This window comes from Holdemania massiliensis AP2, from assembly GCF_000327285.1.
In the GTDB taxonomy this organism is placed as follows: domain Bacteria; phylum Bacillota_I; class Bacilli_A; order Erysipelotrichales; family Erysipelotrichaceae; genus Holdemania; species Holdemania massiliensis.
In genome coordinates this window covers 39,041-62,601 of sequence record NZ_HE998570.1, presented here as the reverse complement: position 1 = coordinate 62,601, position 23,561 = coordinate 39,041, and the positions used below count along the sequence as shown (strand labels likewise).

The following is a 23,561-nucleotide window of genomic DNA, read 5'->3' as shown; positions in this document are numbered from 1 at the left end:
TTTTTGTTAAGCCAAGAAGCCGAAGAATGCACCAACAATTCCTACACCCATTAAGAGGAACGTCATCGGCAGCGGCTTCACGCCTTTTTTCAGCAGCCAGTAAACGATGCCAAACAAGCACATCGGCACTAAGCCCGGTACGATTCCGTCTAAGATACCCTGCAATGCGGTTGCGGTTTCCCCCACGCCGACTGTGATGTTCAGGGTTACATACACCATTTCTGCCGTCATGGCTCCGGCAACGATCAAACCGACAATTGAAGCTCCGTAAGTCAGAAGCTGCATCGCTCCGGATTTTTCTACTTTCTGCAGGAAATCAGTTCCCAGGTTATAACCCCAGAACGTGCAGAGATAACGCAGAACAAAGTGCGGAACATTGAAGATCAGTAAATACAGGATCGGACCGAGAATATTCCCCTGCAAAGCAAGTGAAGTTCCCACGCCGGTTGCCAGAATCCGCAGCGTTCCCCAGAAGAAGCTGTCGCCGATTCCAGCCAGCGGTCCCATTAATGCGGTCTTCACGGTAGAAACCGAAGTTTTGTCGAACGTTTCCGGATTCTTTGCGTTCAGTTCTTCCATCGCCGCGCTGATCCCTAACGGAAGCGTGATGATGAACGGCGTTGTATTGTAGAATTCCATGTGCCGAACCATGGCGTCGGACAGGTCTTCTTCTTTGTATAATTTTTTCAATACCGGAAGCAGGGCATAACAGTAGCCTAAATGCATCTGACGTTCATAGTTCCAGGTGAATTCCATCGGAATTGAACGCCAGAAGACCTTCATCAAGTCTTTCTTCGTTATTTTGGTTTCCTGAGTTACCAACGGTTTAGAAGTCATCGAGTTCCACCTCCTGCTGAACCTGTTTTTTTTCAGTTTTCGCTTCAATTTGAACAAGAACGATTGCTAAGATCACGGCGAAGATTGCACAGCCTGTCGTTGAAATTCCAAAATACTGGACAACGAAGAATCCCATGAAGAAGAAGACGGCAACGCGCTGATTCATAATCATCTGAGCCAGCATCGCAAAGCCTAACGCTGGAATCAGGCCGCCGGAAATATTGATACCGGTCTGAACAAATTCCGGAATGTGATTGAGCGCCGCGGTTACGGCATCGGAGCCGAAGTAGAAGGCCAGCGGTACAATGGGAAGGAATAAAATCTTTGATGCAAAACCGGTAATCCAATACATTCTTTCAAACTTCTTGGAATCGCCTTTCTCTGCATATTTATCACATTTATGCATCAGATACAGGCCGATTGGCGTTCCCAATGAATTGATGGCCAGCATCAGCGTCGCTATCGGATAACCTAAGGCCAAAGCGGTTTCAGCGCCAGCCCCGGCTTTAATCGCAAAGGCGGTTCCCAAAATTGTTCCGGAAATCATATCCGGCGGAATATACGCGCCGATGGAAACTGCACCGACGAACGCTAGTTCCAAAGCGCCGCCGATGATGATTCCTTGTGTCAGATCGCCCATGATCCAGCCTGTCAGCATTCCCAAGACAATCGGACGGTTGATCAGGCTGGTGCCAAACATAGTGTGGCAGCGGGCCAGCAGAGTGATCAGTGTGATCAGTAAAGTCTGTGTTATCAGCATACATTCTCCCTTCTTACAGAATGGTCTGTGCGTTTATTTTCTTTTCAGATGGAATCATCTGAATCCGCAGTTCAATATTTTTCTGAAGACACTGGCGCAGCAGCGCTTCTTCCTGTTCTGTGACATAAATTGCTTTTGATAGTTTTTTCTTCTCCGGCGCTGATTTCGTTCCGCCCAGATTGATCAGCTTAAGATCCGCAGCTTCCGCAATTTTAACCGCGTCCGCAATCGTATCCGTGACGATGAACAGTTTATATTTGTCTGTCACCCCGGATTGGATTGCCTGAATGGAATCAACGATATTCTTCACCACCAGCTTGACTCCCGGTGGACGGGCTATTTTGACCGAAGTCAGTCGCAGTTCATCCTGGAGTAAGGAATCGCTGGCTAATAAAATACAGTCCGCGGACAAATGCGACGTCCAGGAAAACGCAACCTGACCATGAAGCAAACGGTGATCAACACGCAGTAACTTGATCATTTCATCCTCTCCTTCTTAAAATTCATCGGTATCCTGAGCTTCGGGTAATGGATCGTTGCAGTAAAGAATTCCCTGACGGGCTTCCTCAACGCACCGACGAATCAAATCTTCTGTCGATTCTCCGGCTGGGCCCAAAATCAGACTGAGTGCCAAGAGTAAATTCATGCCGGTCACTAGATAAGTACGCGGCCGTTTCGTCAGTTCCAGCAATTCATTGTTTACGCTTCCGCCAAACAAATCCGTTACAAGAATGACCTCATCCTCCGGGTCCATCTTGTTTAAGTCCTGCAGCATCTGATCTTTAAAATGAACATCCACAGCCTCAGTATAAGCGCTGTACACTTTGAGGTTCTGCTGAGTTCCTGCGATCAGCTCGACCGCACTCAGTATCCCCTTTGCCAGTTCGGCATGAGAAGCTAATAAAATCTGTCTCACAATCACCCTCCTTTTTTTGATTTCATCCGCGCGTTTAAGTGGTTCTTTTTATAATCCACTTTATGAATTTATTATACCAATTAGAATTTTCTTTGCAAGCGTTTTCTTTAGTATTTTTTATGTGATCTGTTTCTTGGTTGTTTTTACACGACAAAAAAACCGCCTTCTATAAAGCGGTTTTTGAATATTTCACGATTCAATAAACTTGTTTATTCTGAACGATACGAACTAAATCGGAAGTTGGTCTTATCCGTTCGGATATAGGTTCTGGTAAATTCAACGATCCTTCCGCTGCGGTCACGGCCGGTGTATTCAAAACAGAAAACAGCCGTTCCTGGGTCAATTTCCAGCTGTCCTGCCTCCCGCTGCGGACACCCCACCACCATCAGTTTCTGACCGAATTCGACCGGCAAATGGTTTTTATTGTTCATGTAGTCATACAGCGAAACCTGCGCATAATCATTGAGATCAGCATCCTCAAAGAGTGCTCCCGGAATATAGGTATATTCAATAGCCAACGGCTGCTCATCCCCATACCGCACGCGGTGCAGGGCAAAGATCTGATCGGCAACATCCAGCCGCAGACGCTGACTCATCGTGGGATAGCCCTGGACGAAGCCATGAAAAATAACTTTGCTGGAAGCCTTCATTCCGACTTTTTTTGCACGGGCGCTGATCCCGTAATTCGCTTCACTGCCGGCGGTTCCTAACAACAGTTTATTCTTCTCGCCGCGGACGAACGTCCCTTTGCCCTGGATGCGATAAAGATAGCCGTCTCTGACCAGCACCTCAATGGCATTTTTCACCGTCATTCGATTGATGTCGTACAGCTGGGCCATTTCCCGCTCAGAAGGAATCATTTCATTCGGCAGATATTCACCGTCTTCAATTTTTTTAATAATGCTGTCGCGCAGCTGCATGTAGATCGGCGGTCTGTAATTCATCGTCCTTCCCCCCTACTTAATGAAAACAAAGCGATTCATCAGCATCATATTCTCGCTGTATTCCAGTTTGCGATTCTGCGTATCATAAACGATTCCATGCTCTTTGATCAAGGAAGCTCCCAGATCAACCTTCAGCAGCTCGCTTTCCATTTCGTTCGCATGAATAACGCTGATTTCCTGTTCAGCCCGATCCATGACAATGTGATACTCTTTCTCCAAAATGGCATACAGCGAACGGGAAGTGAAATCGAATTTTTCCAATCCCGGAACATATTCGGCAAAGGTATAGCTGATTTCGATTGATATCGGTTCTTCTTCCAATTTGCGCAGCCGGCTCAGCTTATACAACGGAGTGGCAATTGGAATATCCAGCCGCGCCGCCAATTTCTTATCCGCCTCAATCTTATCGAACTGCAGCAGCGTGATGCTGGAAGGCTTGCCCATCAGTTCCAAAATATGCGTTGTCGAACGGAATTCCTTGAGATTTTTAGTAATCCGCCGTTTGGCCACATAATAACCGCTGCGGTTTTTAGAATAAATATACCCTTCATATTTTAAAATCTGCAGACTGGAACGTACCGTCAACCGCTGGACTGAAAATTCGTCACAAAGTTCTCTTTCCGAGGGGAGCCGGCTGTCTTCCGGATATTGTCCGTTTTCAATCTGGGATCGGATCTCGTCCGCAATCAAAACATCCAAGGTTATGCCTTTCATACACTTCACCCTCGCTTTCAATACTCACTACCATTTTTTAAGTTTATTATACCAGATTTTGATCAAATTTCTACAAATGCATGATCAGTCCCAAAAATATTCCTGCTTTGCCGATCTTCTGCCTCTCGTTTCTTTCTATTGTACGGCTTCTGCTTTGCCTTCTGTCAGGTTTTTCAGCCAGTTTCCTTTTCTTAAAAACCAGGTAGCCAGACAGACCTTGATCAGACCCGCGCCTTCGACCAGACAATACGCGGGGAATAAGGAAACCCTGAACACCCGCGCTACCAAAAAGCTCAGCAGCACCGGGCCAAACCAGGTAAATAGGCCGTCGATAATCAAAACGGACTTGGTATCGCCTCCCGCCCGCAGAATATAATACACCGTATTGGCATATCCCTGCGTCCAGGCCAGAAAGGCTTTTGCCAGAATCAGCGCCGCCGCCATCGAAACATTCGCCGGACTTAATGAGAACCAGACCGGCGCCCAGCGATGAATCGCTACCAGAATCACACCGCCGGCCAGATACACCGTCAGCGCAAAACCGATCATTTTTTTTGCGTCCTGCTTCGCCTGTTCCAGCTTTCCGGATCCCAGCGCCTGACCGATAATCACGCCGACTGCGACCGAACAGCCGCTGAAGGCAACATAAACAAGATTGCTGATATTATCGACAACGGTGATCGCCGGGATGTATTGTTCGGCAATAAAGCTGTAATTGATAAAGATCATATTCAATCCCAGCGACCAGATCAGTTCGTTGCCCATTAACGGCAGCGCCTTGCGGATGACTGTCCAGCGCATCGAACCGCTCAGTTTATTTTTCAGTCTGAGCTTTAACGCCGGCAGGTAACGGCGGGAAGCATAAAACAGATAAGCGGCTTCCAGAAGCCGGGCGATCATCGTTGCCACGGCCGCGCCGATCACTCCCCATTTCGGAAATCCGAACAGGCCGTAGATCAGGACGGCATTCAGCACGATATTGACACAGCAGGAAATCACACCGGACACCATCGGGATCGCCGGCCTTCCCATTACCCGGCAGGCAACACTGATCATCGAGGTGCAGGCAAAAGGCAGCAACGTCCAAAGCAATACCCCCAGATAAGCCTCCGCATCCGCCAGTACAACCGGATTTTGAACGAACAAGCCGAGGATCGGCTGCGGGAAAACAACAAGGATGACCGTGACAAGAATTCCCATCAGACAGCACAGGATCAAGCCAAAATTATACAAGTCTGTGATCTGATCCTCCTGCCTTGCTCCCATGTATTGAGAAATAAAGATCCCGATTCCATTGCTTAAACCAAACAAAATCAGCTGATAAACAAAAAAGACCTTGTTAACGATGGCGACCGCACTGATTGCATTTTCCCCGATCCCGCCGATCATCATCGTATCGCACAGGTTCAGCATATTGGTCAGCAGCTGCTGGATCATCACTGGCAGCGAAAGCAAAATTACCCGTTTTAAAAACGTCCAGTTTTCCCGTTTCATCCTGAATTCCCCCTTATCCAAGCTGGTTATGAGAGTTATTGTAAGGCGAAACGGCGGCGAATGCAAGCTGCCGGTTCATGTCCAATGGTTCGATAAAATGAAATTGGATGCGATAATCCTGATGCACTATCCGCTTATGTCCCTTCAGTCTTGAAAGACGGCCTACGCACTGCCCCGTTCATTTCCGCAATAAAATTTCTGAATTTCAATCCGTATTTTTCACAAATCAACTCATGTTAAAATTTTCGAAAATATAAAATAAACACAACTTTCGGACTCGCTTTTTCAGGCTGATCCGAAAACTCCAAATATTAGGATCAATTTTGAAAAAGCAGGCTCAAGTTCCCCCTTTTCTGAGCAGGAGGGATGCTGCAACGGATCTTAAAATGTGGGAATTTTTAGTGAAATAGTCCTGTATTCTTGATCTTTTGCTTTAACTCGTTTAAAATAAGCCAATATGTTCAAATTGTGAAAATACATAAGGAAGGGGTTGATGACCTTGAAACAATCCTTGGATTTTATAAAAAAGCATAGGGCTCTGATCCTGCGGCTGTTCTTGATGGTGGCTTCGCCATTTTCAGCTGTTTTTCTGATGCAGTATGTATACTGCGGCGATCCCTGGCTGATTTCCGGTTCGGCTTTTATCGCTAATGCCCTCTGTGTAGGGGCGGTCTATTATCTGCTTTGCGCGCTGATCCGCAAACCAGCGGCCTGCAGTCTGATTGTTCATACTTGCTGCGCACTTTTCGGGGCGCTTAATTATTTTGTGTCCGTATTTCGTGGCACGCCTGTTTTGCCGTGGGATCTGACCGCCCTGAATACGGCGCTGGCAGTTTCTTCTACCTATGATTTTACGCCGACTTTGCCCATGTTCCTAGCTGTCCTGCTGCTGGCGGGGATGCTGATCGCCGTCATTTTCGGTCGCCGCCGCGATACGCTGCCATTTGCGGTCACGCCGCGGTTTCAGCTGCCTGTCCGGCTTGCCTGCCTGGCTCTGGCTTTGTTTTGCGCCGGACTGACCTCACCGCGCAATCTGTCCCGCTTCAACGTCCGCGCTGATGTTTGGGATCAGCGCGGTGCTTACCAGAAAAGTGGGATTCTCGCAACCTTTTTAAGAAATACTGAATTTATGAACGTTGATGTCCCTGCCGATACTTCTGTGGAAAAGCTTGATCAGATCCTGAGCGAAGTCACGGTTGAAACACCCGTCCTATCGCTGCCGCAAAATCCCCATGTCATCGCAATTATGAACGAGTCGTGGGCTGACTTTGAAGAATTCGGCAATCTGGAGCTTACGCAAAGCGTCATCAGCCGTTTTTCCGACCTCGACAACGCTCTATTCTCCCATGCCTACGCCTCGGTTTTCGGTGCCGGAACCAGTGCCAGTGAGTTTGAATTCTTAACCGGCAATTCGATGGCGTTTCTTCCTTCCGGCAGCATCCCTTATCAACAATACATTCTGAAAGATTCGTTTTCCTTGGCAGCCCATCTCAAACAGCTCGGCTATCAGACAGCCGCGTTTCACCCAGGTGAGCGAAGCTCCTGGCAGCGGGATCAGGCTTATCCGCGGTTAGGCTTTGATACCTTCAAAAGTGCGGAGGAACTGGATGTTCCGATTATGATGGAACATGGCTATATCAGCGATGAAACCGATTTTGATCAGATTATCTGGGAATATGAGCATCGCGATCCGGAGAAACCGTTGTTTTTGTTTAATGTCACGATACAGAATCACGGCGCTTATACGGTGAAGGACTATCCGGCAGCGGTCGATCTGCTGGACGAACCGGAAAAATACCCGATGGCGCAGCAATATCTGACGTTGATCAACAAAACAGAAGAACAATTTCTGCGGCTGACCGATTACTTCAGCCAACAAGAAGAACCTGTCCTGATCCTGATGTTCGGCGATCATCAGCCATCAGTGGAGCCGGAGTTTCTGGAGAAAGCCTATGGCGTTGGAACCGAGACTATGAGCATGGAAGAGTATATGAATAAATATCGCGTTCCGTTTGTCCTCTGGGCCAATTATCCGCTCCCGGAATTAGATAAAACGGAAACCAGCTTGAATTTCCTGTCCCAACTGCTGCTCAATTGTGCCGGTCTGCCAGCGGATTCATATGGCCAATATCTGCAATCTTTGCAGCAGGACCTTCCAGTCCTGACCTTTGCGGGATATATGGACACGTTGGGAAAGGCGTACAGCCATTGGGAATCGACGGATTTTACCGCTATGATTCAGGATTATCAGACACTGCAGTATGAGCGTTTGTTCGGCACCTATTTTAACGATCAAGCCGAAACGGATCCGGAAGCAGCAGCTCAGCCTTAATCCTAACTACGAAAAGCTCCTCACCTTGGGGAGTTTTCTTTTTGTAACCATTAAGGGTAAACTGACCCTTCTTTGGATAAAAATAACGAAAGGAGCGAATTCTGTCCGCTCCTTCTTGTGTTTTCTTATTTTGTCTTCTCTGTTTGAAGCGCTTCACGAAAGCAGAATCTTTGCGGACACTGCCTTCTAATGCGCAGAGCCTAGGAAGATAAAGCTTATTTTACCGCAGCCAGCCGTTCATTCAGCGCGGTTTTCGCAGCTTCATCCGTCAGCTTTTCAACTAACCGTTCAGCCTGGCTCTTCACCGCAGCCGAACCGGTCTTTTCCGCGCGGCTGACTAACAGATCCATCAAGGCCTGCAGCGATTGTTCATCCGCTGCGTTCTGATAGCCTTCATCCGTTTCCATCAGCGTCAGCTTGTTCGCAACCATCTGAGCCAACAGAGAATCTGTACTCTCCATGGATGTCGCATTCAGCGCATCGTAGGCTAAAGTTGCCACACCGCCTAAAGTACCGCCGATAAAGTGGTTGCCATAGAAATAATTCGGATTGACTTCTGGATCAACAACCGGACTGTTAATTTTATTCGACAACCAGATCACGATCAGATCATTTTCCGGGTCGATCAAGCTCAGCGTTCCCGTCCATCCGGTATGACCATAGGTTGAAGCTCCGGCCTGCGGACCAAAGTACCAGCTGTAACCATGATCGCCCATGCGCCGCCAGCCTAAGCCATATGTCTGGCTTGTGAACTTCGGTTTCGTGAACTGATCAATCGTCTGCTTCGAGAACAGCTTGACATCGCCATATCCGCCCTGGTTCAGCATCACCTGAGCCAGCCGGGCCAGATCCTGGGCATCCGCAAACAATCCGGCATGACCGGATACGCCGTTCATGGAATAAAATGCCTTTTCATCGTGAACTTCACCCTGAATGGTTTCGGTCCGATTCACCGTGAAGGTAATCGCACCATCACGGGAATTGCCGTTCAGCTCGGTCGCAGCACATTGGTCTTTGTCAAAACCCTTCTGCAGCGGATTGAAGACAATGTGATCAAGACCCAGTGGTTTGTAGATATTTTCCTCAACATAGACGTCAAGATCCATTCCGCTGACTTGCTCGACAATCAGTCCCAAAAGCATGTAGTCGACATCGGAATACACCGTTTTGCTTCCTGGCTCATACTGCAGCGGTGTTTTCAGAATCATGTCTTGGGTCGTCTGTTTTTCTACCGAATACAGATCATTGACACTATTTTCAATCCCGTCATCTTTATCATAAGTATCATTGTGATACTGCGGATCGGCAGGGAAACCGGCCTGATGTTCCAAAATATTCTGAATCGTCATCGTATTTTTTCCCTGAATCGCTGCCCCTGGCTGATCTTTGAATTCTGGGAAATAGCTCTGGATCGTATCGGTGATATTGACTTTGCCATCACTGACCAACATCTGCAGCGCATAATTGGTGGCATACATCTTCGTATTGGAAGCTAAGTCATACAGCGTTTCTGTTGTCGACGGCACCGGATTATCCATCCGCGTTCCATCCTGATTGTAGGAATTGGCAAAGCCATACGCTGTATTCTTAATCATTTTCCCGTCTTTGATGATGACCAACTGGCCGCCGGGGAACCCATATTCGACTTCTTTGTTTAACAGATCATCGATAAAGCCCAATTTTTCACTGCTGAAACCGACTTCTTCCGGCGTTCCTTCCAGCACGGTCGGATAGTCAACCTTGATATTCACGCTGGCCGTTTCCGGCAGAATGTTGGTGACCTGAATCGTGTTGATTTCATTGCTTGCCAATGCGGCAAAATCGACTGTGAAGGCCTTCCCGGCAAATTCACTGTGATCTATGGCCGTCCCATTGATAAACAGGTCGAAGCTCTCCGCACCTTCCGGCGTAACGGAAACCTTTCCCTGTCCCGCATAGGTTTTTACGGTTGTCAGGTTGTTCATCGCTAGGGTGTCATCCAAACCTTCCAGCGGATAGGTAACATCTGCCTGAACTCCCTTAACACTAACACCCTCGCTCAGTGTCACGCTGCGCGAATCCGTTGTCGGCGCCGATGGCTGGTCGGCAGTCTGCGGATTGTTTGCGCTGCAGCCTGCCGCAGTGGTGGCTAACACCGCGGCCAAGGCTAACAAAATCAGTTTTTTCATCCTTTTTCCTCTCCTTCGTCGAACTCTTTTTCCATTGTCTTCCTTTCGACTTCACCATCATAACAAAATCTGGTCTGACCAGTCAAGAAGAAAATTGAAGCGCTTTCAAAAATATTTCTTCACAAAATAAAAATCTGTTCCGCTTCCGCTTATCAGAACAGATCCTTTCTTCTGTTTTGGATTTCATTTTACGAATGAATTCTTCCTTCATTGCGATCTTTACAGAAATCCAGCATCATTCACTTATGCCAGCTGTGCTACTATGGCCGGAACTTCCGTTAATTGTTTTACAAAATAATGGGCGCGGGACTGATCCATCGGAAATCGTTCATCCTGTCGGGCAATCACGGTCATGCCTGCCGAAACACCAGCCTGAATTCCATACGGGGAGTCCTCCACAACCACGCATTGATGCGGGTCCAGCTTCAGCTTCTCGGCAGTAAACAAATAAATTTCCGGATTCGGCTTGGATTCCTTGAACATGCCGCCGGAAGTCACCAATTCAAAATAGGTATAAAGCCCGGTATCTGACAACATTTTTTCAATCGAGGCAAACGAACTGGAGGAAGCCAGTGCCAGCTTTTTACCGCTGGCTTTGAGCGTTTTCAGCGTATCTTCCACGCCGGGAAACAACAAGGGCCGATAATCCGCAATGCCTTGGGCATGACGATATTCCCGCAGACCGATCATGAATTCATCATACGGCTGCGGCAGCTCAATTCCTTCCAGAATCTTAGGCCACAAATTCATCTTCCCATTGGCTCCGACTAATAAATTCAATCGCTGAGGCGGAAGATCCACCTTCATCGCTCTGAAGTATTTCATTAACATATCCTGATAATACTGTTCTGAATCAATCAGAACCCCATCCATATCAAACACCACAGCCTGTATCTGCGTCACATCATCACCCTCTCAATCGCTTCTAGTTTAGCGGATTTCGCGGCGGTAGTAAAGCCTTATTCCCCCTCATCGGCAGACTTGTTATGAATTTCATCGATCAATTCAAAATAATCAGCCCAGCGTTCCTGGCGAATCGGCATCGGCGGCTCGTTGTCAAAATACAGAACCAGTGCCGGAGCAATCTGGTTCCACCGCTCAACGAGTTCAAAATGCGTGCAGTGACCTTCGCGGATCAGCCGCCTCGCTTTGGCATGATAGTTAAAATACATCTCTCACGCCTCCCTTCCCTGCTAGCTTACCCGCTTAAATTACCGCTTATCCGGCAGACTGCGGCGCCTTGTGGGTCCACACGCCTTGTCCGAATTCATTTTCTGTGATAAAATTCCCGATGAACCTCTGTCCTGCATACAAAGCTGGCAGAAAAGAAAGGAAAAGATAACGGCTGACATAATCAAAAGCAGCAGTTATCAGTCTTCATCATGTTAGAAAATCGCTATTTTACAGCTGGCAAAGCGCTGAAACTCATCTTCTTCGGTCAGGTCATCGCCCTGTTTGTTTCCATTCCGAATCTCGGCAATCTGATCAGTATGGTTGCTGGCATCACCATTCTAGTTGGCATCGTTAAAGCCCGGAAAGCTGACGTTTTGTATAACCGAGCCTTCATCATGGTCCTCTGCAGTCTGGGCTGCAGCTTGATTTTGTCCATGGCTTCGGTTTATTTCGCCAATCAGTATGCGGCGGGCGACGCGAATGCCGCAAATATCTTTATGATCGTTGCGTTAGCACTGTCCACGACTGCCTCCGTTTTCGGTTTCCTCCAGAACTTCTTCATTATCAAGGGAACGACCAACCTATTAACGGATCTGCAGGAAACGGCCTTGATCAAGCATGGAGATTTAACCTGGAAATTGATGATTCTCAGCTATGGCGTGAACATCTTATTCTCATTTTTAGTGCTTTCCCTGTCCAACATGGTCAATGTGTTCTCTATGATCAGCAGCGTGCTTAACCTAGTGATCACTGCCGTCTTTATCCTGTTCTTATACCGAAGCGAAATCCGGCTGCTTGCAGAAAACGCCGCTTAATTCTTCAGGAAAATAAATGAAAAACGCGCTGGCTCTTCTCTGATCTAACTTGAGAAGTCAACGCGTTTTTTATATAGATCTTCCAGCTTCACTCAAGCTTCGAGGGGAAATCGTCTTTCATTCTTCTGAAGCTGTTTCAACATTTTCAGATTTCAGCTGTTTCCATAAAACTGGAAGCTGAGCTTGGTTCTTCCAGTACCAAACTCCTAGCATCAACAGAATGACCGCTGTAACAATCAATCCGCCCTCCGGGCCAAAAGCTCCGCCGTTGAGCAGGGAATTGCCTTTCATATACGTGCTCAGCAGGCCGCTTTCCATCCCGCCGCTGACCGAGAAGCCATAGACCGGCCCCTGAAAGAAATTCCAGAAGATGTGATAGCCAATTGCCGGATACAGTGAACCGCTGCTCAGCGTGATCAGGGAGAGATACAGACCGATCAAAAACAGATTCAGATACGGAATCAGCCCCATCCCGGAATTGGCTGAGTGCATCAGCGAGAACAGGATGGATGGAACCAAAACGATCAGGATCGGATTGTGAGTTTGCTTCATGACGCCCTGAATATAGCCGCGGCAGACGATTTCTTCAGAATATCCCACAAGAATATACATCGCCAGCATCACCAAAAACGAAAAGTTCCACTGCGGCGTCCAAGTTAAAACCTGCGCGCTGTCCGTAAACAAAAGCAGCAGGAAAACCAACGTCATGGAACCGGCGCCGATCGCCAATCCCAGCCCCATGGAACGCCAGTGCTTTGTCAAAGCCGGCAGTCCCAATGAACGCAGATCTTTTTTCAGTCCCTTCCGCCAGAGCAGGATGGGAATTCCAATCATCACCAGAGTTTGGATAAACATCATGGATGTGTTGATGACTGCGGCAATCTGATACGCCAACGGCGTTCCGATCCCGGTTGATGCATTCAGATTCCCCGTCGCAATCATAATAAAAGAAAAACCAAATTGTATCGCAAAAATCAAAAGAAACAAGCTGCCGAAAACCGCTCCCAGCATCCCTGCAATTTTCCAGCCAGCCCGGAGTTCTCCATTTTTATTTTTAAACATAATACCCCTTCTTTCCCAGGTTTATGATAGGAGTATATCATGAAAGAACTCGTTCAACTCTTAAATCTTATTAAACTTTCTATGACAAAACCAAACTCTTGTTTTTGTTGGCCGCCGTTAAGTTCAGCTTTCAATGGATGTTCCTCATTCCCTGAAACACTCCAATTCTGAGCCTGGATTGGGGAACCCTGTTTTTTATATACTTATTAAAAAAATTAAATCTGCAGCTGGCTTACAATAGCGTGGTTATGCCAAACAAGGAAATTCAGAAGCATCTGGAAATGAGCGAAAAACGCGACGTTGTTCTGAGTACGCATATTTCTTATCTTACGGACAACACACCGTTTGAATATACCGAAACGTATTACCATGCAGATCAGTATTCCTTCCGTTATTAATGTTACCGACAGTGAAAATAAAAATCGGAGGCAATTCCGATTCTTATTTTATCCTTTCACAAATAAAACGTATCCTTATCATCTCCGCCAAATTTCTCAAAGCAAAGAGAAAGAATCTATTCTTTTACAGGAAATTTTCACATTTTCTCCAGCTCGGAAATTTTTTGATCAGGCGTTTTGGCGTTATGTCCGGCTGTTTTGTCCTTTGAATTGCTTTTTCATTGAACCCGAATCGACTTTTAACTGCGCCCAGGCTTCTGCCTTCTTTTTTCTTTCGTCCCCATTAGTTCTTATAAACCTGTTTTGCATCATAGAGCTGTTGATTAAACAAATAGTAAATATGCCATGTTCCTTCCAACCCCTCAGCACTGATTGTCTGAATCAGCGTGGAAACATCCGGTGACTTCGGCTGATTGAAGACCGCAACACACATTCCCGGCTGGGTATCCGTCTGGACTGGATAAATCCGCAGTTCTTCTTCATTGACCAGAATAAGATCGAGATTATCATGCTTGTTTAAGGTTGCCGTAACCATTAGCCGATCTTGTTCCTGAGTTAAGATCAGTTTCTGCGCCAGCTCCTCACCGATTGTCTGAGCCTCACTGAACTTCAATTTCGATGATAAATCCGCTTCCGTTTTAAATGTCGTCATGCCCAACGTTCCCAACAAGCTGCCGGACGTTAATGGTGTCATCGTCGTCTTTGAAACATCAATCATTTCTGCCCGATAAATATTCGCTGGAATCTTCAACTCAAATATTTCCTGATCCCCCTCGATCAGCGTCACATAGGCTTCCATCTTATCATAGGTGGTCAGGGAACCCGGCATGTTGTTAATCTTGCCGTCAAGCCAGGAAATACCGCCGGATGTGATCAGCCACTGATCATTTCCCAGGAAATCAACATCGCTGATATACGGTGAATAATAAGCATAGCCCCGTTCTTTGCCATATTCCTTGACCTGCCTGATCGTTTTGTTTTCCAGATCCACTTCATAAACCACCAGCCGCGAATAATTATCTTCTGCCGCAACCGCCTTGTCTTCTGTTTTTGAACGATACATTCCGTTATCAAATAACATCAGGTGTTTATCATCCAGCCAGGTTGCCGCATGCTGCGCCCACTGCCATTCAAAGTCATCCCCCTGCGGCGTCAGGAAATAAGACTGCATTGATTCAGACCAACCTTCTGGAGAACCGATAATCGCGATCAGTTCCTGTGTATCATAATCAATCACCGCGACGGCATCCTGATGCCTTCCCGAAACAGTCAGCGTGTTCTGGATCGGATTGTAATCAACGCTGTTGTTATGAAACCAGTCTTTGGCCGTCCAGTTTAGACTCTTGCCCTCATCCTGCGGCAAGGTCTTTTTTAGATCAAATGATTTGACAATCGCTCCGGTTTCCCGATCGACTTCTACAATCACATCTTCTACTGTACCGCTGCTGAAGTCATCCGAAGCGATTAAATAATTTCCATTAGGCAGCTGATCCAGATCATGATGATAACCTCCCGGCACACTGTATTCCGTGTCAATATGCCCCAGCAGATCCATCGTTAAAAAACCGGTGGTGTAATACGGACTGTCCAGCAGCCGATTGGTACTCAGCGTGACCCGTCCATTGTCCAGCAAATTCAAATCCCATAACATCATGACGTTCAATATCCAGCGGATATCGCCTTCGCAGTCATAACCTGTCGCATAGCCTGTACTGGAAGGTGTCGTGAAAATCAGCTGATTAGGCTCCGGATTTTGATAAGCTGTCGTTACTTCCGCAGTGAATGCCCCTTCCGGTAACGGTTGTCCCTGAATCTTGAGTTCTTTGACGATATCACCGACAATCAGCTGCACCGTTGTGTCTTCCTCAGGATACAAGCCGATGATCGGCACCCGATGCTCTGTTGCCGGAGCATAAGTCCAGCTTAGATCAGCCTGCGCCTTTCGGCCCTTTACCGTAACGGTCAGCGCTTCTTCCGTTTCCATGTCCAGTGCAATCAGGGCGCTGAGCGGGCTGAGCCCATACGGATTGACCAGTACAATCGGGTTATCCAGCGTTCCGCCCTGCAGCTGAGCTGTGATCTCCGCAGTCTGACGATTCTGGGTTTCCAACAAAGTTTCCTGGACTGTGACTTCCGTTTTTCCTTCCTCCGTGAAGGTCCGTTTTTCATTTGCTGACGAACAGCCAGCGCTGAGCAGCAGGCCAAAAGCCAAGATGGTTAAAAGTCCTTTTCGCATAATTCTCCTCCTTTAAGATCAATGTTGCAGGAAATGGGAACTCGATTTCTTTTTATGAATTGAAAAGAAAACCTCTGAGCTTATGATACCACAACTCAGAGGCAATATTTGTTTTTGTCTGAACTTTTATTTCTTGGCCAGCATGCTTTCGTTCCAGCCTTCCGGAACTTCCAGCCCCATCAGTTCAACAGCCGTAGCTGCCACATTGCTTAAACCGAAATCGCCGTCCTTTAATTCTACATCCGCGCCGCGAATGATGAACGGTACCGGATTAAGCGTATGGGAAGTTTTCGGTTTCGCCTTGTCTTCCGGATTCTTTTTCTTTTCTTCCATTTCATCGGCATTGCCGTGGTCGGCAGTCACAATCATGATCGCACCGGCTTTGTCACAGGCATCCATTAACCGCTTCAAGCACAGATCCACAGTTTCCATGCCGATGATCGTCGCCTCATAGTTGCCGGTATGACCGACCATATCGCCGTTTGGATAGTTAACACGATAGAAATCGTAATCACCGGATTCAATTGCCTTAATCAGTTCGTCACTGATCTCCGCGCCTTTCATCCAAGGCCGCTGTTCAAATGGAACGATATCGGATGGAATCTCAACCCAGGTTTCCAGCTTTTCATCAAACTTTTCTGAACGGTTGCCGTTCCAGAAGTAAGTAACATGACCGAATTTCTGCGTTTCCGAAATTGCATAGGAACGAATGCCTTTTTTCACCAAGTATTCCGACATCGTGTTGGTGATGTGCGGCGGCGTGACTAAGAATTTTTCCGGAATGTGCAGATCGCCGTCATACTGCAGCATGCCCGCATAGATGACCTTCGGGAACCGCACGCGGTCAAAAGCATCAAAGTTCGCCATTTCAAAGGCTTTGGAAATTTCGATGGCGCGGTCGCCGCGGAAGTTGAACAGAATAACGCTGTCGCCATCTTCAATCGTTCCGACCGGCTGGCTGTTTTCCGCAATGACAAAGCCCGGCAGATCCTGATCTGAGCAATGCAGCTCCTCGCGGTACGTTTCCACTGCTTCTTTGGCTGAAGCAAACTGACGGCCTTCGCCTAAAACATGAATGTGCCAGCCCTTTTCAACCATATTCCAGTTCGCTTCGTAACGATCCATCGTGATGACCATCCGTCCGCCGCCGCTGGCAATCTTCGCATCAAAGGTGCTGTCGTTCAGCTCAGTCATCAGGTTTTCAATTTCTTCGACATAGATCAGCGCTGAGGTTTCCGGAACATCGCGGCCATCCAGCAGAACGTGCAGACGTACACGTTCAACGCCTTCCTTCTTTGCTTCGCGAATCATGGCTTCCAGATGATGAATATGCGAATGGACGTTGCCGTCTGACAACAGACCTAAAAAGTGCAGCGTATGACCTTTCGCATTCGCAATCAGTTCTTTCCAGGTATCCGATGTATAAATCGCACCGGTTTCAATGGATTCGTTGACCAGCTTTGCACCCTGGCTGTAAATCTGACCGCAGCCTAACGCATTATGGCCGACCTCGGAATTTCCCATATCGGCATCACTCGGCAAACCCACCGCGGTACCGTGGGCTTTGATTTTTGTATTCGGGCAGGTTGCCATCAGCGCGTCCAGATTCGGAGTGTAGGCATGCTTGACCGCATTGCCGTTATCCTTCTCGGTTAATCCGACGCCATCCATGACAACAAGAACTAAAGGTTTTTTATTCATGTGTTATCCTCCTGTTTTCACACCAATAATATACCACGAAGCGGCCGCAAAAGCATTAAAATGTCTTGTGATTTTCTGGATTATTTCACAGGTTTCAGGTGAGCCTCAGGATATGAAAAGACATTCGAGTCTGTTTCACACCTTTCTCCGTTGGTTTCTCTTCCTTTCTTTTTTCCGTCTGTTTCATTGTTTTCCACCTTGCTTTTTATGGTAATTCTTTAATCATTTCGTTTAAACCGTTTCTGCACGAAACAGAAAAAAAGGGCAGATCAAATCTCTGTCCCTCAAGATTGAAGATTCAGCGCAGCAGCGGCAGATCGCCAGTCAGCTTATTTACCCGTTTCTTCGGACCGTATAACCCGATCCCAAAGTATGTAATCTGTGCTTCTGATGCCTGAGCTGCCTTCTCAATATATTCCGGATAGTTCTTGCAGCTCTGGGCAATATCCGAGAAATCAACGACAATCAGATCGGAAAACTCCGGCTGATACAGCTGTTCGCGAATCTTTTTCAGCTTTTCTGTAGATACGCTCAAGATCGGCACGGGAATGGCAACGACACCTAAATGGGTATTTCCACTTTGATCAACCACGTCCTCACCGACGATCTGCGGTGCAAGCTTACCTAGAGTTATACCTAAGATTCCGGCCGTGTTGGCGATCAGTCCCAGCGGCAATTCTGAATTGATCACCATGACACATTTTTCATTCAAGTATTCCATTTTGTTCTTTCTGCTCCTTTTCCTGATTTATTTTCTGGGACAGCAGCAAGCCGCCCAGGGTTAAGCCCAATCCCAAAATCACCCGCGGTGTCAGCGGTTCATGCAGAACCCAGGCTGAAGCCACTGCGGTAATCACCGGTACGATATAAATGGTCACGCTCGTTTTCACCGAGCCTAAAATTCCAACTGCATAATTCCAGGTCACAAAGCACAGCGCCGATGCGCCTAACCCCAAAAACACCAAATTCAGCAGAACGGAGGGTTCAGACAGGATCTGAAAATCTGCGGAAAACTGCGTCATAACCAGCGGCAGCATCAGCAGCAGGCCGTAGAAAAAAGTTCTCCGCGTCGTTAAAAGAACATTGTAGCCCAGCTCAGAAATCTTTCTGCTTATCAGACAATATATTGCCCAGATCATCGCGGCAATCACTGCCAAGCCATCACCCAGCGGATGAATTTCAACAGCCTGTTGGTTAAAACTGATCAGCATAATGCCCGCCATCGCCATCAAAAAGCCGAGAAAAAATCGCAGTCCCGGACGTTTTTGTTTCAGGAAAACCGCACTGAACAAAACTGTAAAGAACGGAGCTATGGAAATGATCACACCGACATTGGACGCTTGCGTCATGCTTAACGCCAGATTCTCAAATCCATAATACAAAGCCACGCCGCACAGTCCAGCCGCCGCAAACCAGCCTTCCTGCTTATGATCCGTCAGAACCAACCGCCGCGGCGCAGCCAGCCACAAGGCCAGATAACCGATCACAAAACGCAGAAACAAAATCTCAATTGGCGAGAGCGCTGTCAACAATACCTTAGTTGAGATAAAGGTCGTCCCCCAGATCAGAATCGTAATCAAGGCGGAAGCCTGACCTAACCGAAGCTTACTGCGCATCTTCGGTCTCCGCTTTTTTAGCTGTTTGGGTAAAGATCCGCTGATACTGCTTCGGCGTCAGTCCGATAAATTCCTTAAAATAATTGGTGAAATGACTTTGATCCGCAAAACCGGTCATCGCCGCCGCTTCCATCGGCGGAACTCCCTGTTCCAGCAGCTTTTTAGCCCGATCAATTCGAATCGTCTGCAGGTAGCGGTACGGCGATACGCCGACCTGCTGAGTAAAACAACGCAGCAAATAGGACTGACCAAAACCGGCCATTGCCGCTAAATTTTCCAGCGTGATATTTTCTTCGCAGTGAACTTCAATATATTCACACAGCGACTGAATCTGCGGATTGGGCTGCGGCACTGGACTTTGATCCACGTCTACGGCATAATCCTGAAGCACCTGTTCGATCAAAAAATAAAATGCCTCGGCCTTTTTCAGCTTGGGTGCTCCGCTTAGAATCGCGTCATAGACATCCCCGATCAGCACGGCAATTTCACTTTGCGGCACTACATTCTGCGTAAACCTTGGCAGCGAATCGCGGCCGGTTATTTCTTTAACGGCTTTCCGCATAATATCCGGATTGATATTCACTGCCCGATAATCCAGAATCTCACCGTTAATCGGCGCGCAGTAATGATTATCCCGCGGATTGAACAGAATCAGATCCCCTGCCGCTACGTCGTATTCCTTTCCCCGGCACCACAGATGCCGTTTTCCGCCTTCGATAAAACCCAGGACATAAAATTCATGAAAATGATTGGGAAACTTCTGAACAATCCCGCCCAGATTGTACGCTTCAATTTCCAAATCGCGGTCATAATAAACATGCCGCTGTTCCTGTGTTGATGGCATTCCCTTCCCCCCTTTTTTCATTTAAATCTATTGTACGCTGTTTCCGGATTTTTTTCTTGAAGGATCTGACACTGAAAAACAGGAAAGGTTTTACTTTTAACGCTGCCTTTTCAAGCACAGCCAAAAAAGTCACCTCTGTCCTTAGACGAGATGACTAACTTCTTTTTTAGTTTTTCCGCTTTTCCCTGCATTCCTTTTGCAAGCTTGTTACTCGGTTTCTGCCGTGACTGTCGGTGCGCTTGTAGCATCCGGCGAAGTTGCGCCGGTCGTTGAATCCGCAGTCGGTGAAATGACTGCTTTCTCTCCAGGATGACCGTCATAAAAAGAATAATTGGTTGGCCGCATATGTTTGGAAGCCGCTGTCATTGCATCTTCACCTTCCGCAACTTTTCCGATGACGACAGCCGCAACCAGTTTCATATTGCCATCTACCGGAATATCTTTAATATCTTCCCCATAGCTGTGGACAAATCCCCAACCTCGTTTTAAACCTTTGCCATCGATATACCGCGTTGGATCCGTTTTCGCAGCTTCTCCATATAGACCGCCGAAAATATGGGTATTATAGCCTAATGCATGAGCGGCAAATTGCAGCCATCCCATCGCAATCCCTGTGTCCAAATAGGCGTTAGTAACACTTTGACTGTAGAAATTACCGACTTCGCTTTCAAGTCCGGTGGTACTGTCAACGTAACTGCCGTAAGGCGTCGCATGTTCTTCCTGAGGCAGAATCTTATCCGCATAGAACAGAATTGTTGCCGTTCCCTCCGTAACACTTCTTCCTTTTGCGTTAAATAGCTGATCCCAATAATCCCCGATTACATCAAACTGATCCTGAACATCCTGCAGAACGACACAGAAAACCTCACTGAATTGAACCGCAAGCTGTGCCATCATTGCGACGTCGCACATCGTTGTCAATTCCTCTGTTGTGGGTTTATCTTCCGGTTTCTCTGACCAATATCCGTTATCTACCGACATCCAGCTTGTCGGATTGTCTTTCATATACTGGATCAAACCTTTCGGATCATAGGCTTGTTCCGTGGTGGTTTTAGGCTGAGGATCAGAACTGCATCCGCTGAGCATTCCAAGGATGGCAGTGGAAAAAGCGGCAGCTGATCCTGCTTTTAAAAATTGTCTGCGTGAAATCTGATTCATTTTGTTTCCTCCTCTATCTGTTGTTTTAATCATACACAACCCTTGATTCCTTTGTGTTTTAAAAATTAAAACAAACTTTTAAATATTCACATCTAGTCTTATTGCTTGTTTGTGATTTTACTGATAAGATGGAAATTAACGTTCTTCTTCCACTTCTTATCAGAAAGGAGAGTCTTATGAACACACGACAAATTCTATGCTTTTTACAATTATCAGAAACAAAAAGTTTTTCGGCTGTCGCTGAAAAAATGTTTCTTTCAATTTCCACTGTTTCTTATCAGCTTCGGCATTTTGAAGAAGAATTAGGCTTTCCCTTATTCTTTCGGGATCAACATTCCGTTACGCTGACGCCTGCCGGTGCGGCCTATGCTGAAGAACTGCGAAAAATCTATGATATGCACCAGGACGCCATTGAGCGGGCAGCTCAAATTTATCGTGAAAGCCAGACATTGACTGTCGGCTTTACACCCGAAGTGATATTAAACTGTTATCCTGCCTTGCTTCTGAATTTTCAAAAATGCTGCCCGCAGATACACTTGGATTCCGTTCCCGTCAACATCAGCAGCGGCTGCGATCCATTGCGTTTTAAAACCGTAGATATGATGTTTACCTATGACTGCTGGGTCAAAAATAATCCTGATTATGAGTTTATTTCACTGAAACAATCCCAATTTTACTGTGTCGTCAATCATGAAGATCCACTTGCGGTTAAGTCAGAAATTGAACCCCAAGATCTCTCTGGAAAAACGATTATTATTACTACACATAATGATCAATGGATACGGGATATCGTTCAGGAAATTGATCAATGCACAGAAAATGTCAATTATTTAGAAATTGAATACTGCAACTTCGCGATTGGCTTTGTCAAGGCTAATGCTGGAGTTTCTATTTTCCCGTATAAGACCATTCCCGGTGAAAAGAATGACGTATTGTTTATCCCATTTAATCGCAAACGAAAAATCACCTTGGTTTTAGCTTGGCGAAAAGGGGAATTAAATGAAGTAGGCAAAGCTTTCATTCAGCTATGTCAAACAAAAATGAAAACAATTCAATTTTAAGCTGAGTCTTTCTTCTTCGATGAATTTATTCCGCCAACAAATTATTTTAACAGAATTCAGATAATCATTCTTTAAATAAAGATCTCATTCCTTGAAAGTCATTGAAATATGCAAATAATCATGAGTTCATTGAACGCTGTTTCCTGACTCTTTTCTTGTAGGATCTGACACTGAAAAACAGGAAAGGTTTTACTTTACTCCAGAAAAGCAGCTGTAAATATCTATAGAAAATAAAGGCACCCATTTAGGTGCTTTTGTGATTCACTAATCTATCCATATCCAAATTCCGTTTATAAAGAGTTAAAACAGGCTGATACCAGCTCTGTTCTACTATTTCCTTATATTCAACTTCAGCTAAACTCCTTTTCTTATTGATCCTCTGCATCATTATTCGCAAGGCAAAAAGCAGGAAGTTCTAAATCGGAATCGACTAATAGTTTTTGAAAGAAGGATTCCAAGTAACGATAATCATTCCATTCTTTCTCGTTGTCACTTGCCAAAACTAAAGCATCTCTGAAATATTTAGAATTGTTCTTAAATAAAGTATTATCCACACGGAAGCGATTTTGCCTGAGATATTTCAGAATATACACGGCCGTGGCTCGGGTATTCCCTTCCCGAAAGGGGTGTGTATTCCATATGTTAGACACAAACCTGGATAAAGCAGGAATATGATCTACCTGTTCATGAATTGTTCTTAAATTCTCACGATGAATATCATAATCCAAATTTTCCTCAATCTGACGATAATCAGAATAACGAACTGAAAGTCCGCCTAGAATTTCCTCTTCTTTTCGAATATTTACATCGCGAAAACGGCCGACATATTTTTCAAGACCCTGGGGAAAAATATCTTTGAACAGAAATTGATGAATCCGCAGTAATTCTCTTTTCGTGAGTCTGAAATTCGTATCGTTAAGAAGCTGCGCAATCCGTACGGAAACAAGATCCGCCTCACGAGTTCTGTAATTCGGCTTCTCCGAAGCAGCTGCATAGTATTCATGCAGGCTCTCTTCCACCTGAGCATAATTCTTTTTTCCCATCAGATGATCTTCAACTAATTCGTAAAGTTTAGGGCTTGGAAAAAGATTATCAACCTGCTGCAGTCCTATGGCTGTATCCCAATAGCTCTTTGCATTCTTTAAATCCACATATTCTCCATTTACGACCTGATAGCCATCGTTCATGTTCTCATCTCCTTGCCCAGTTTACACTATTATATCAGATTTATGCAGTCTTCGTCTTGGAATAAAGCGGTGTTCATCCGTTTCAAAGATGTCGATTCAGAATCGAGTTTAAAGAGTTAAAACACTGATTTCATCAAGAAAGTGA

22 protein-coding genes are annotated in these 23,561 nt (G+C 46.3%); 4 read left to right on the top strand and 18 right to left on the bottom strand.

Annotated features, from left to right (window positions below; all coding sequences use genetic code 11):
- Positions 1–6: 6 nt before the first annotated feature.
- From BN162_RS14505 to BN162_RS14475, 7 genes are all read right to left on the bottom strand, one after another.
- Positions 7–837 (bottom strand): PTS system mannose/fructose/sorbose family transporter subunit IID, encoded by an 831-nt coding sequence (locus BN162_RS14505; RefSeq protein ID WP_020225844.1) that lies wholly within the window; start codon positions 835–837, stop codon positions 7–9.
- Positions 827–1,597, bottom strand: a complete 771-nt coding sequence (locus tag BN162_RS14500) for a PTS mannose/fructose/sorbose/N-acetylgalactosamine transporter subunit IIC (RefSeq protein WP_020225843.1) — start codon at positions 1,595–1,597, stop codon at positions 827–829. The genes BN162_RS14505 and BN162_RS14500 overlap by 11 nt, the downstream gene beginning before the upstream one ends.
- Before the next feature lie 13 nt (positions 1,598–1,610).
- Positions 1,611–2,078, bottom strand: coding sequence for a PTS sugar transporter subunit IIB (locus tag BN162_RS14495; RefSeq protein WP_020225842.1), 468 nt, complete (start codon positions 2,076–2,078; stop codon positions 1,611–1,613).
- A gap of 15 nt (positions 2,079–2,093) precedes the next feature.
- Positions 2,094–2,513 carry a PTS sugar transporter subunit IIA gene (locus BN162_RS14490; RefSeq protein WP_020225841.1) on the bottom strand — a complete coding sequence of 140 codons (420 nt, stop codon included), beginning with the start codon at positions 2,511–2,513 and terminating at the stop codon, positions 2,094–2,096.
- Positions 2,514–2,722: 209 nt separating this feature from the next.
- Complete coding sequence (locus BN162_RS14485) at positions 2,723–3,457, bottom strand: GntR family transcriptional regulator (protein ID WP_020225840.1); 735 nt, start codon at positions 3,455–3,457, stop codon at positions 2,723–2,725.
- Between the two features lie 12 nt (positions 3,458–3,469).
- Positions 3,470–4,171 (bottom strand): GntR family transcriptional regulator, encoded by a 702-nt coding sequence (locus tag BN162_RS14480; protein WP_020225839.1) that lies wholly within the window; start codon positions 4,169–4,171, stop codon positions 3,470–3,472.
- 135 nt (positions 4,172–4,306) lie between these two features.
- Positions 4,307–5,665 (bottom strand): MATE family efflux transporter, encoded by a 1,359-nt coding sequence (locus tag BN162_RS14475; protein ID WP_020225838.1) that lies wholly within the window; start codon positions 5,663–5,665, stop codon positions 4,307–4,309.
- Between the two features lie 493 nt (positions 5,666–6,158).
- On the opposite strand from BN162_RS14475, the gene BN162_RS14470 reads away from it, so the two are divergent.
- Complete coding sequence (locus BN162_RS14470; protein WP_020225837.1) at positions 6,159–7,997, top strand: LTA synthase family protein; 1,839 nt, start codon at positions 6,159–6,161, stop codon at positions 7,995–7,997.
- Positions 7,998–8,212: 215 nt separating this feature from the next.
- Here BN162_RS14470 and pbp4b read toward each other — a convergent pair whose 3' ends face one another.
- The 3 genes from pbp4b to BN162_RS14455 all read right to left on the bottom strand — a co-directional run bounded on the left by pbp4b (position 8,213) and on the right by BN162_RS14455 (position 11,337).
- Positions 8,213–10,165, bottom strand: a complete 1,953-nt coding sequence (gene pbp4b, locus BN162_RS14465) for a penicillin binding protein PBP4B (RefSeq protein ID WP_020225836.1) — start codon at positions 10,163–10,165, stop codon at positions 8,213–8,215.
- Between the two features lie 243 nt (positions 10,166–10,408).
- A complete protein-coding gene (locus tag BN162_RS14460; protein WP_020225835.1) occupies positions 10,409–11,068 on the bottom strand; it encodes an HAD family hydrolase in 660 nt (219 codons plus the stop codon).
- A 56-nt stretch (positions 11,069–11,124) separates the two neighbouring features.
- A complete protein-coding gene (locus BN162_RS14455; protein WP_020225834.1) occupies positions 11,125–11,337 on the bottom strand; it encodes a hypothetical protein in 213 nt (70 codons plus the stop codon).
- A gap of 210 nt (positions 11,338–11,547) precedes the next feature.
- On the opposite strand from BN162_RS14455, the gene BN162_RS14450 reads away from it, so the two are divergent.
- The gene (locus BN162_RS14450; RefSeq protein WP_020225833.1) at positions 11,548–12,153 is read left to right on the top strand and encodes a hypothetical protein; all 606 of its coding nucleotides are present in this window, start codon (positions 11,548–11,550) and stop codon (positions 12,151–12,153) included.
- A 117-nt stretch (positions 12,154–12,270) separates the two neighbouring features.
- Here the strand turns inward: BN162_RS14450 and BN162_RS14445 are convergent, their stop codons facing one another.
- Positions 12,271–13,215, bottom strand: a complete 945-nt coding sequence (locus tag BN162_RS14445) for a CPBP family intramembrane glutamic endopeptidase (protein ID WP_020225832.1) — start codon at positions 13,213–13,215, stop codon at positions 12,271–12,273.
- A 248-nt stretch (positions 13,216–13,463) separates the two neighbouring features.
- On the opposite strand from BN162_RS14445, the gene BN162_RS18450 reads away from it, so the two are divergent.
- A complete protein-coding gene (locus tag BN162_RS18450) occupies positions 13,464–13,613 on the top strand; it encodes a UTRA domain-containing protein (RefSeq protein WP_020225831.1) in 150 nt (49 codons plus the stop codon).
- Between the two features lie 283 nt (positions 13,614–13,896).
- On the opposite strand, the gene BN162_RS14440 is transcribed toward BN162_RS18450, so the two are convergent.
- The 6 genes from BN162_RS14440 to BN162_RS14415 all read right to left on the bottom strand — a co-directional run bounded on the left by BN162_RS14440 (position 13,897) and on the right by BN162_RS14415 (position 21,168).
- Positions 13,897–15,849 (bottom strand): aryl-sulfate sulfotransferase, encoded by a 1,953-nt coding sequence (locus BN162_RS14440; protein ID WP_020225830.1) that lies wholly within the window; start codon positions 15,847–15,849, stop codon positions 13,897–13,899.
- Positions 15,850–15,975: 126 nt separating this feature from the next.
- Entirely contained in the window at positions 15,976–17,550 is a 1,575-nt protein-coding gene (gpmI, locus tag BN162_RS14435; RefSeq protein ID WP_020225829.1) for a 2,3-bisphosphoglycerate-independent phosphoglycerate mutase, read from the bottom strand.
- Positions 17,551–17,848: 298 nt separating this feature from the next.
- A complete protein-coding gene (locus tag BN162_RS14430) occupies positions 17,849–18,271 on the bottom strand; it encodes a DUF2000 domain-containing protein (RefSeq protein WP_020225827.1) in 423 nt (140 codons plus the stop codon).
- Entirely contained in the window at positions 18,255–19,166 is a 912-nt protein-coding gene (locus tag BN162_RS14425) for a DMT family transporter (protein WP_020225826.1), read from the bottom strand. The genes BN162_RS14430 and BN162_RS14425 overlap by 17 nt, the downstream gene beginning before the upstream one ends.
- Positions 19,156–20,010, bottom strand: coding sequence for an AraC family transcriptional regulator (locus BN162_RS14420; RefSeq protein ID WP_020225825.1), 855 nt, complete (start codon positions 20,008–20,010; stop codon positions 19,156–19,158). Before BN162_RS14420 ends, BN162_RS14425 begins: the two co-directional genes overlap by 11 nt.
- A gap of 207 nt (positions 20,011–20,217) precedes the next feature.
- Positions 20,218–21,168, bottom strand: coding sequence for a twin-arginine translocation signal domain-containing protein (locus BN162_RS14415; protein ID WP_020225824.1), 951 nt, complete (start codon positions 21,166–21,168; stop codon positions 20,218–20,220).
- A gap of 176 nt (positions 21,169–21,344) precedes the next feature.
- On the opposite strand from BN162_RS14415, the gene BN162_RS14410 reads away from it, so the two are divergent.
- On the top strand, positions 21,345–22,229 hold the full coding sequence (locus BN162_RS14410; protein WP_020225823.1) for a LysR family transcriptional regulator: 885 nt from the start codon (positions 21,345–21,347) through the stop codon (positions 22,227–22,229).
- A 368-nt stretch (positions 22,230–22,597) separates the two neighbouring features.
- Here the strand turns inward: BN162_RS14410 and BN162_RS14405 are convergent, their stop codons facing one another.
- Positions 22,598–23,416, bottom strand: a complete 819-nt coding sequence (locus tag BN162_RS14405; RefSeq protein WP_020225822.1) for a Fic family protein — start codon at positions 23,414–23,416, stop codon at positions 22,598–22,600.
- Positions 23,417–23,561: the final 145 nt, after the last annotated feature.

Coding starts and splice junctions, on each gene's coding strand:
- BN162_RS14505 (WP_020225844.1), bottom strand. CDS start 837: ATGACTTCTAAACCGTTGGTAACTCAGGAAACCAAAATAACGAAGAAA.
- BN162_RS14500 (WP_020225843.1), bottom strand. CDS start 1,597: ATGCTGATAACACAGACTTTACTGATCACACTGATCACTCTGCTGGCC.
- BN162_RS14495 (WP_020225842.1), bottom strand. CDS start 2,078: ATGATCAAGTTACTGCGTGTTGATCACCGTTTGCTTCATGGTCAGGTT.
- BN162_RS14485 (WP_020225840.1), bottom strand. CDS start 3,457: ATGAATTACAGACCGCCGATCTACATGCAGCTGCGCGACAGCATTATT.
- BN162_RS14480 (WP_020225839.1), bottom strand. CDS start 4,171: ATGAAAGGCATAACCTTGGATGTTTTGATTGCGGACGAGATCCGATCC.
- BN162_RS14475 (WP_020225838.1), bottom strand. CDS start 5,665: ATGAAACGGGAAAACTGGACGTTTTTAAAACGGGTAATTTTGCTTTCG.
- BN162_RS14470 (WP_020225837.1), top strand. CDS start 6,159: ATGACCTTGAAACAATCCTTGGATTTTATAAAAAAGCATAGGGCTCTG.
- pbp4b (WP_020225836.1), bottom strand. CDS start 10,165: ATGAAAAAACTGATTTTGTTAGCCTTGGCCGCGGTGTTAGCCACCACT.
- BN162_RS14455 (WP_020225834.1), bottom strand. CDS start 11,337: ATGTATTTTAACTATCATGCCAAAGCGAGGCGGCTGATCCGCGAAGGT.
- BN162_RS14450 (WP_020225833.1), top strand. CDS start 11,548: ATGTTAGAAAATCGCTATTTTACAGCTGGCAAAGCGCTGAAACTCATC.
- BN162_RS14445 (WP_020225832.1), bottom strand. CDS start 13,215: ATGTTTAAAAATAAAAATGGAGAACTCCGGGCTGGCTGGAAAATTGCA.
- BN162_RS18450 (WP_020225831.1), top strand. CDS start 13,464: ATGCCAAACAAGGAAATTCAGAAGCATCTGGAAATGAGCGAAAAACGC.
- BN162_RS14440 (WP_020225830.1), bottom strand. CDS start 15,849: ATGCGAAAAGGACTTTTAACCATCTTGGCTTTTGGCCTGCTGCTCAGC.
- gpmI (WP_020225829.1), bottom strand. CDS start 17,550: ATGAATAAAAAACCTTTAGTTCTTGTTGTCATGGATGGCGTCGGATTA.
- BN162_RS14430 (WP_020225827.1), bottom strand. CDS start 18,271: ATGGAATACTTGAATGAAAAATGTGTCATGGTGATCAATTCAGAATTG.
- BN162_RS14425 (WP_020225826.1), bottom strand. CDS start 19,166: ATGCGCAGTAAGCTTCGGTTAGGTCAGGCTTCCGCCTTGATTACGATT.
- BN162_RS14420 (WP_020225825.1), bottom strand. CDS start 20,010: ATGCCATCAACACAGGAACAGCGGCATGTTTATTATGACCGCGATTTG.
- BN162_RS14415 (WP_020225824.1), bottom strand. CDS start 21,168: ATGAATCAGATTTCACGCAGACAATTTTTAAAAGCAGGATCAGCTGCC.
- BN162_RS14410 (WP_020225823.1), top strand. CDS start 21,345: ATGAACACACGACAAATTCTATGCTTTTTACAATTATCAGAAACAAAA.
- BN162_RS14405 (WP_020225822.1), bottom strand. CDS start 23,416: ATGAACGATGGCTATCAGGTCGTAAATGGAGAATATGTGGATTTAAAG.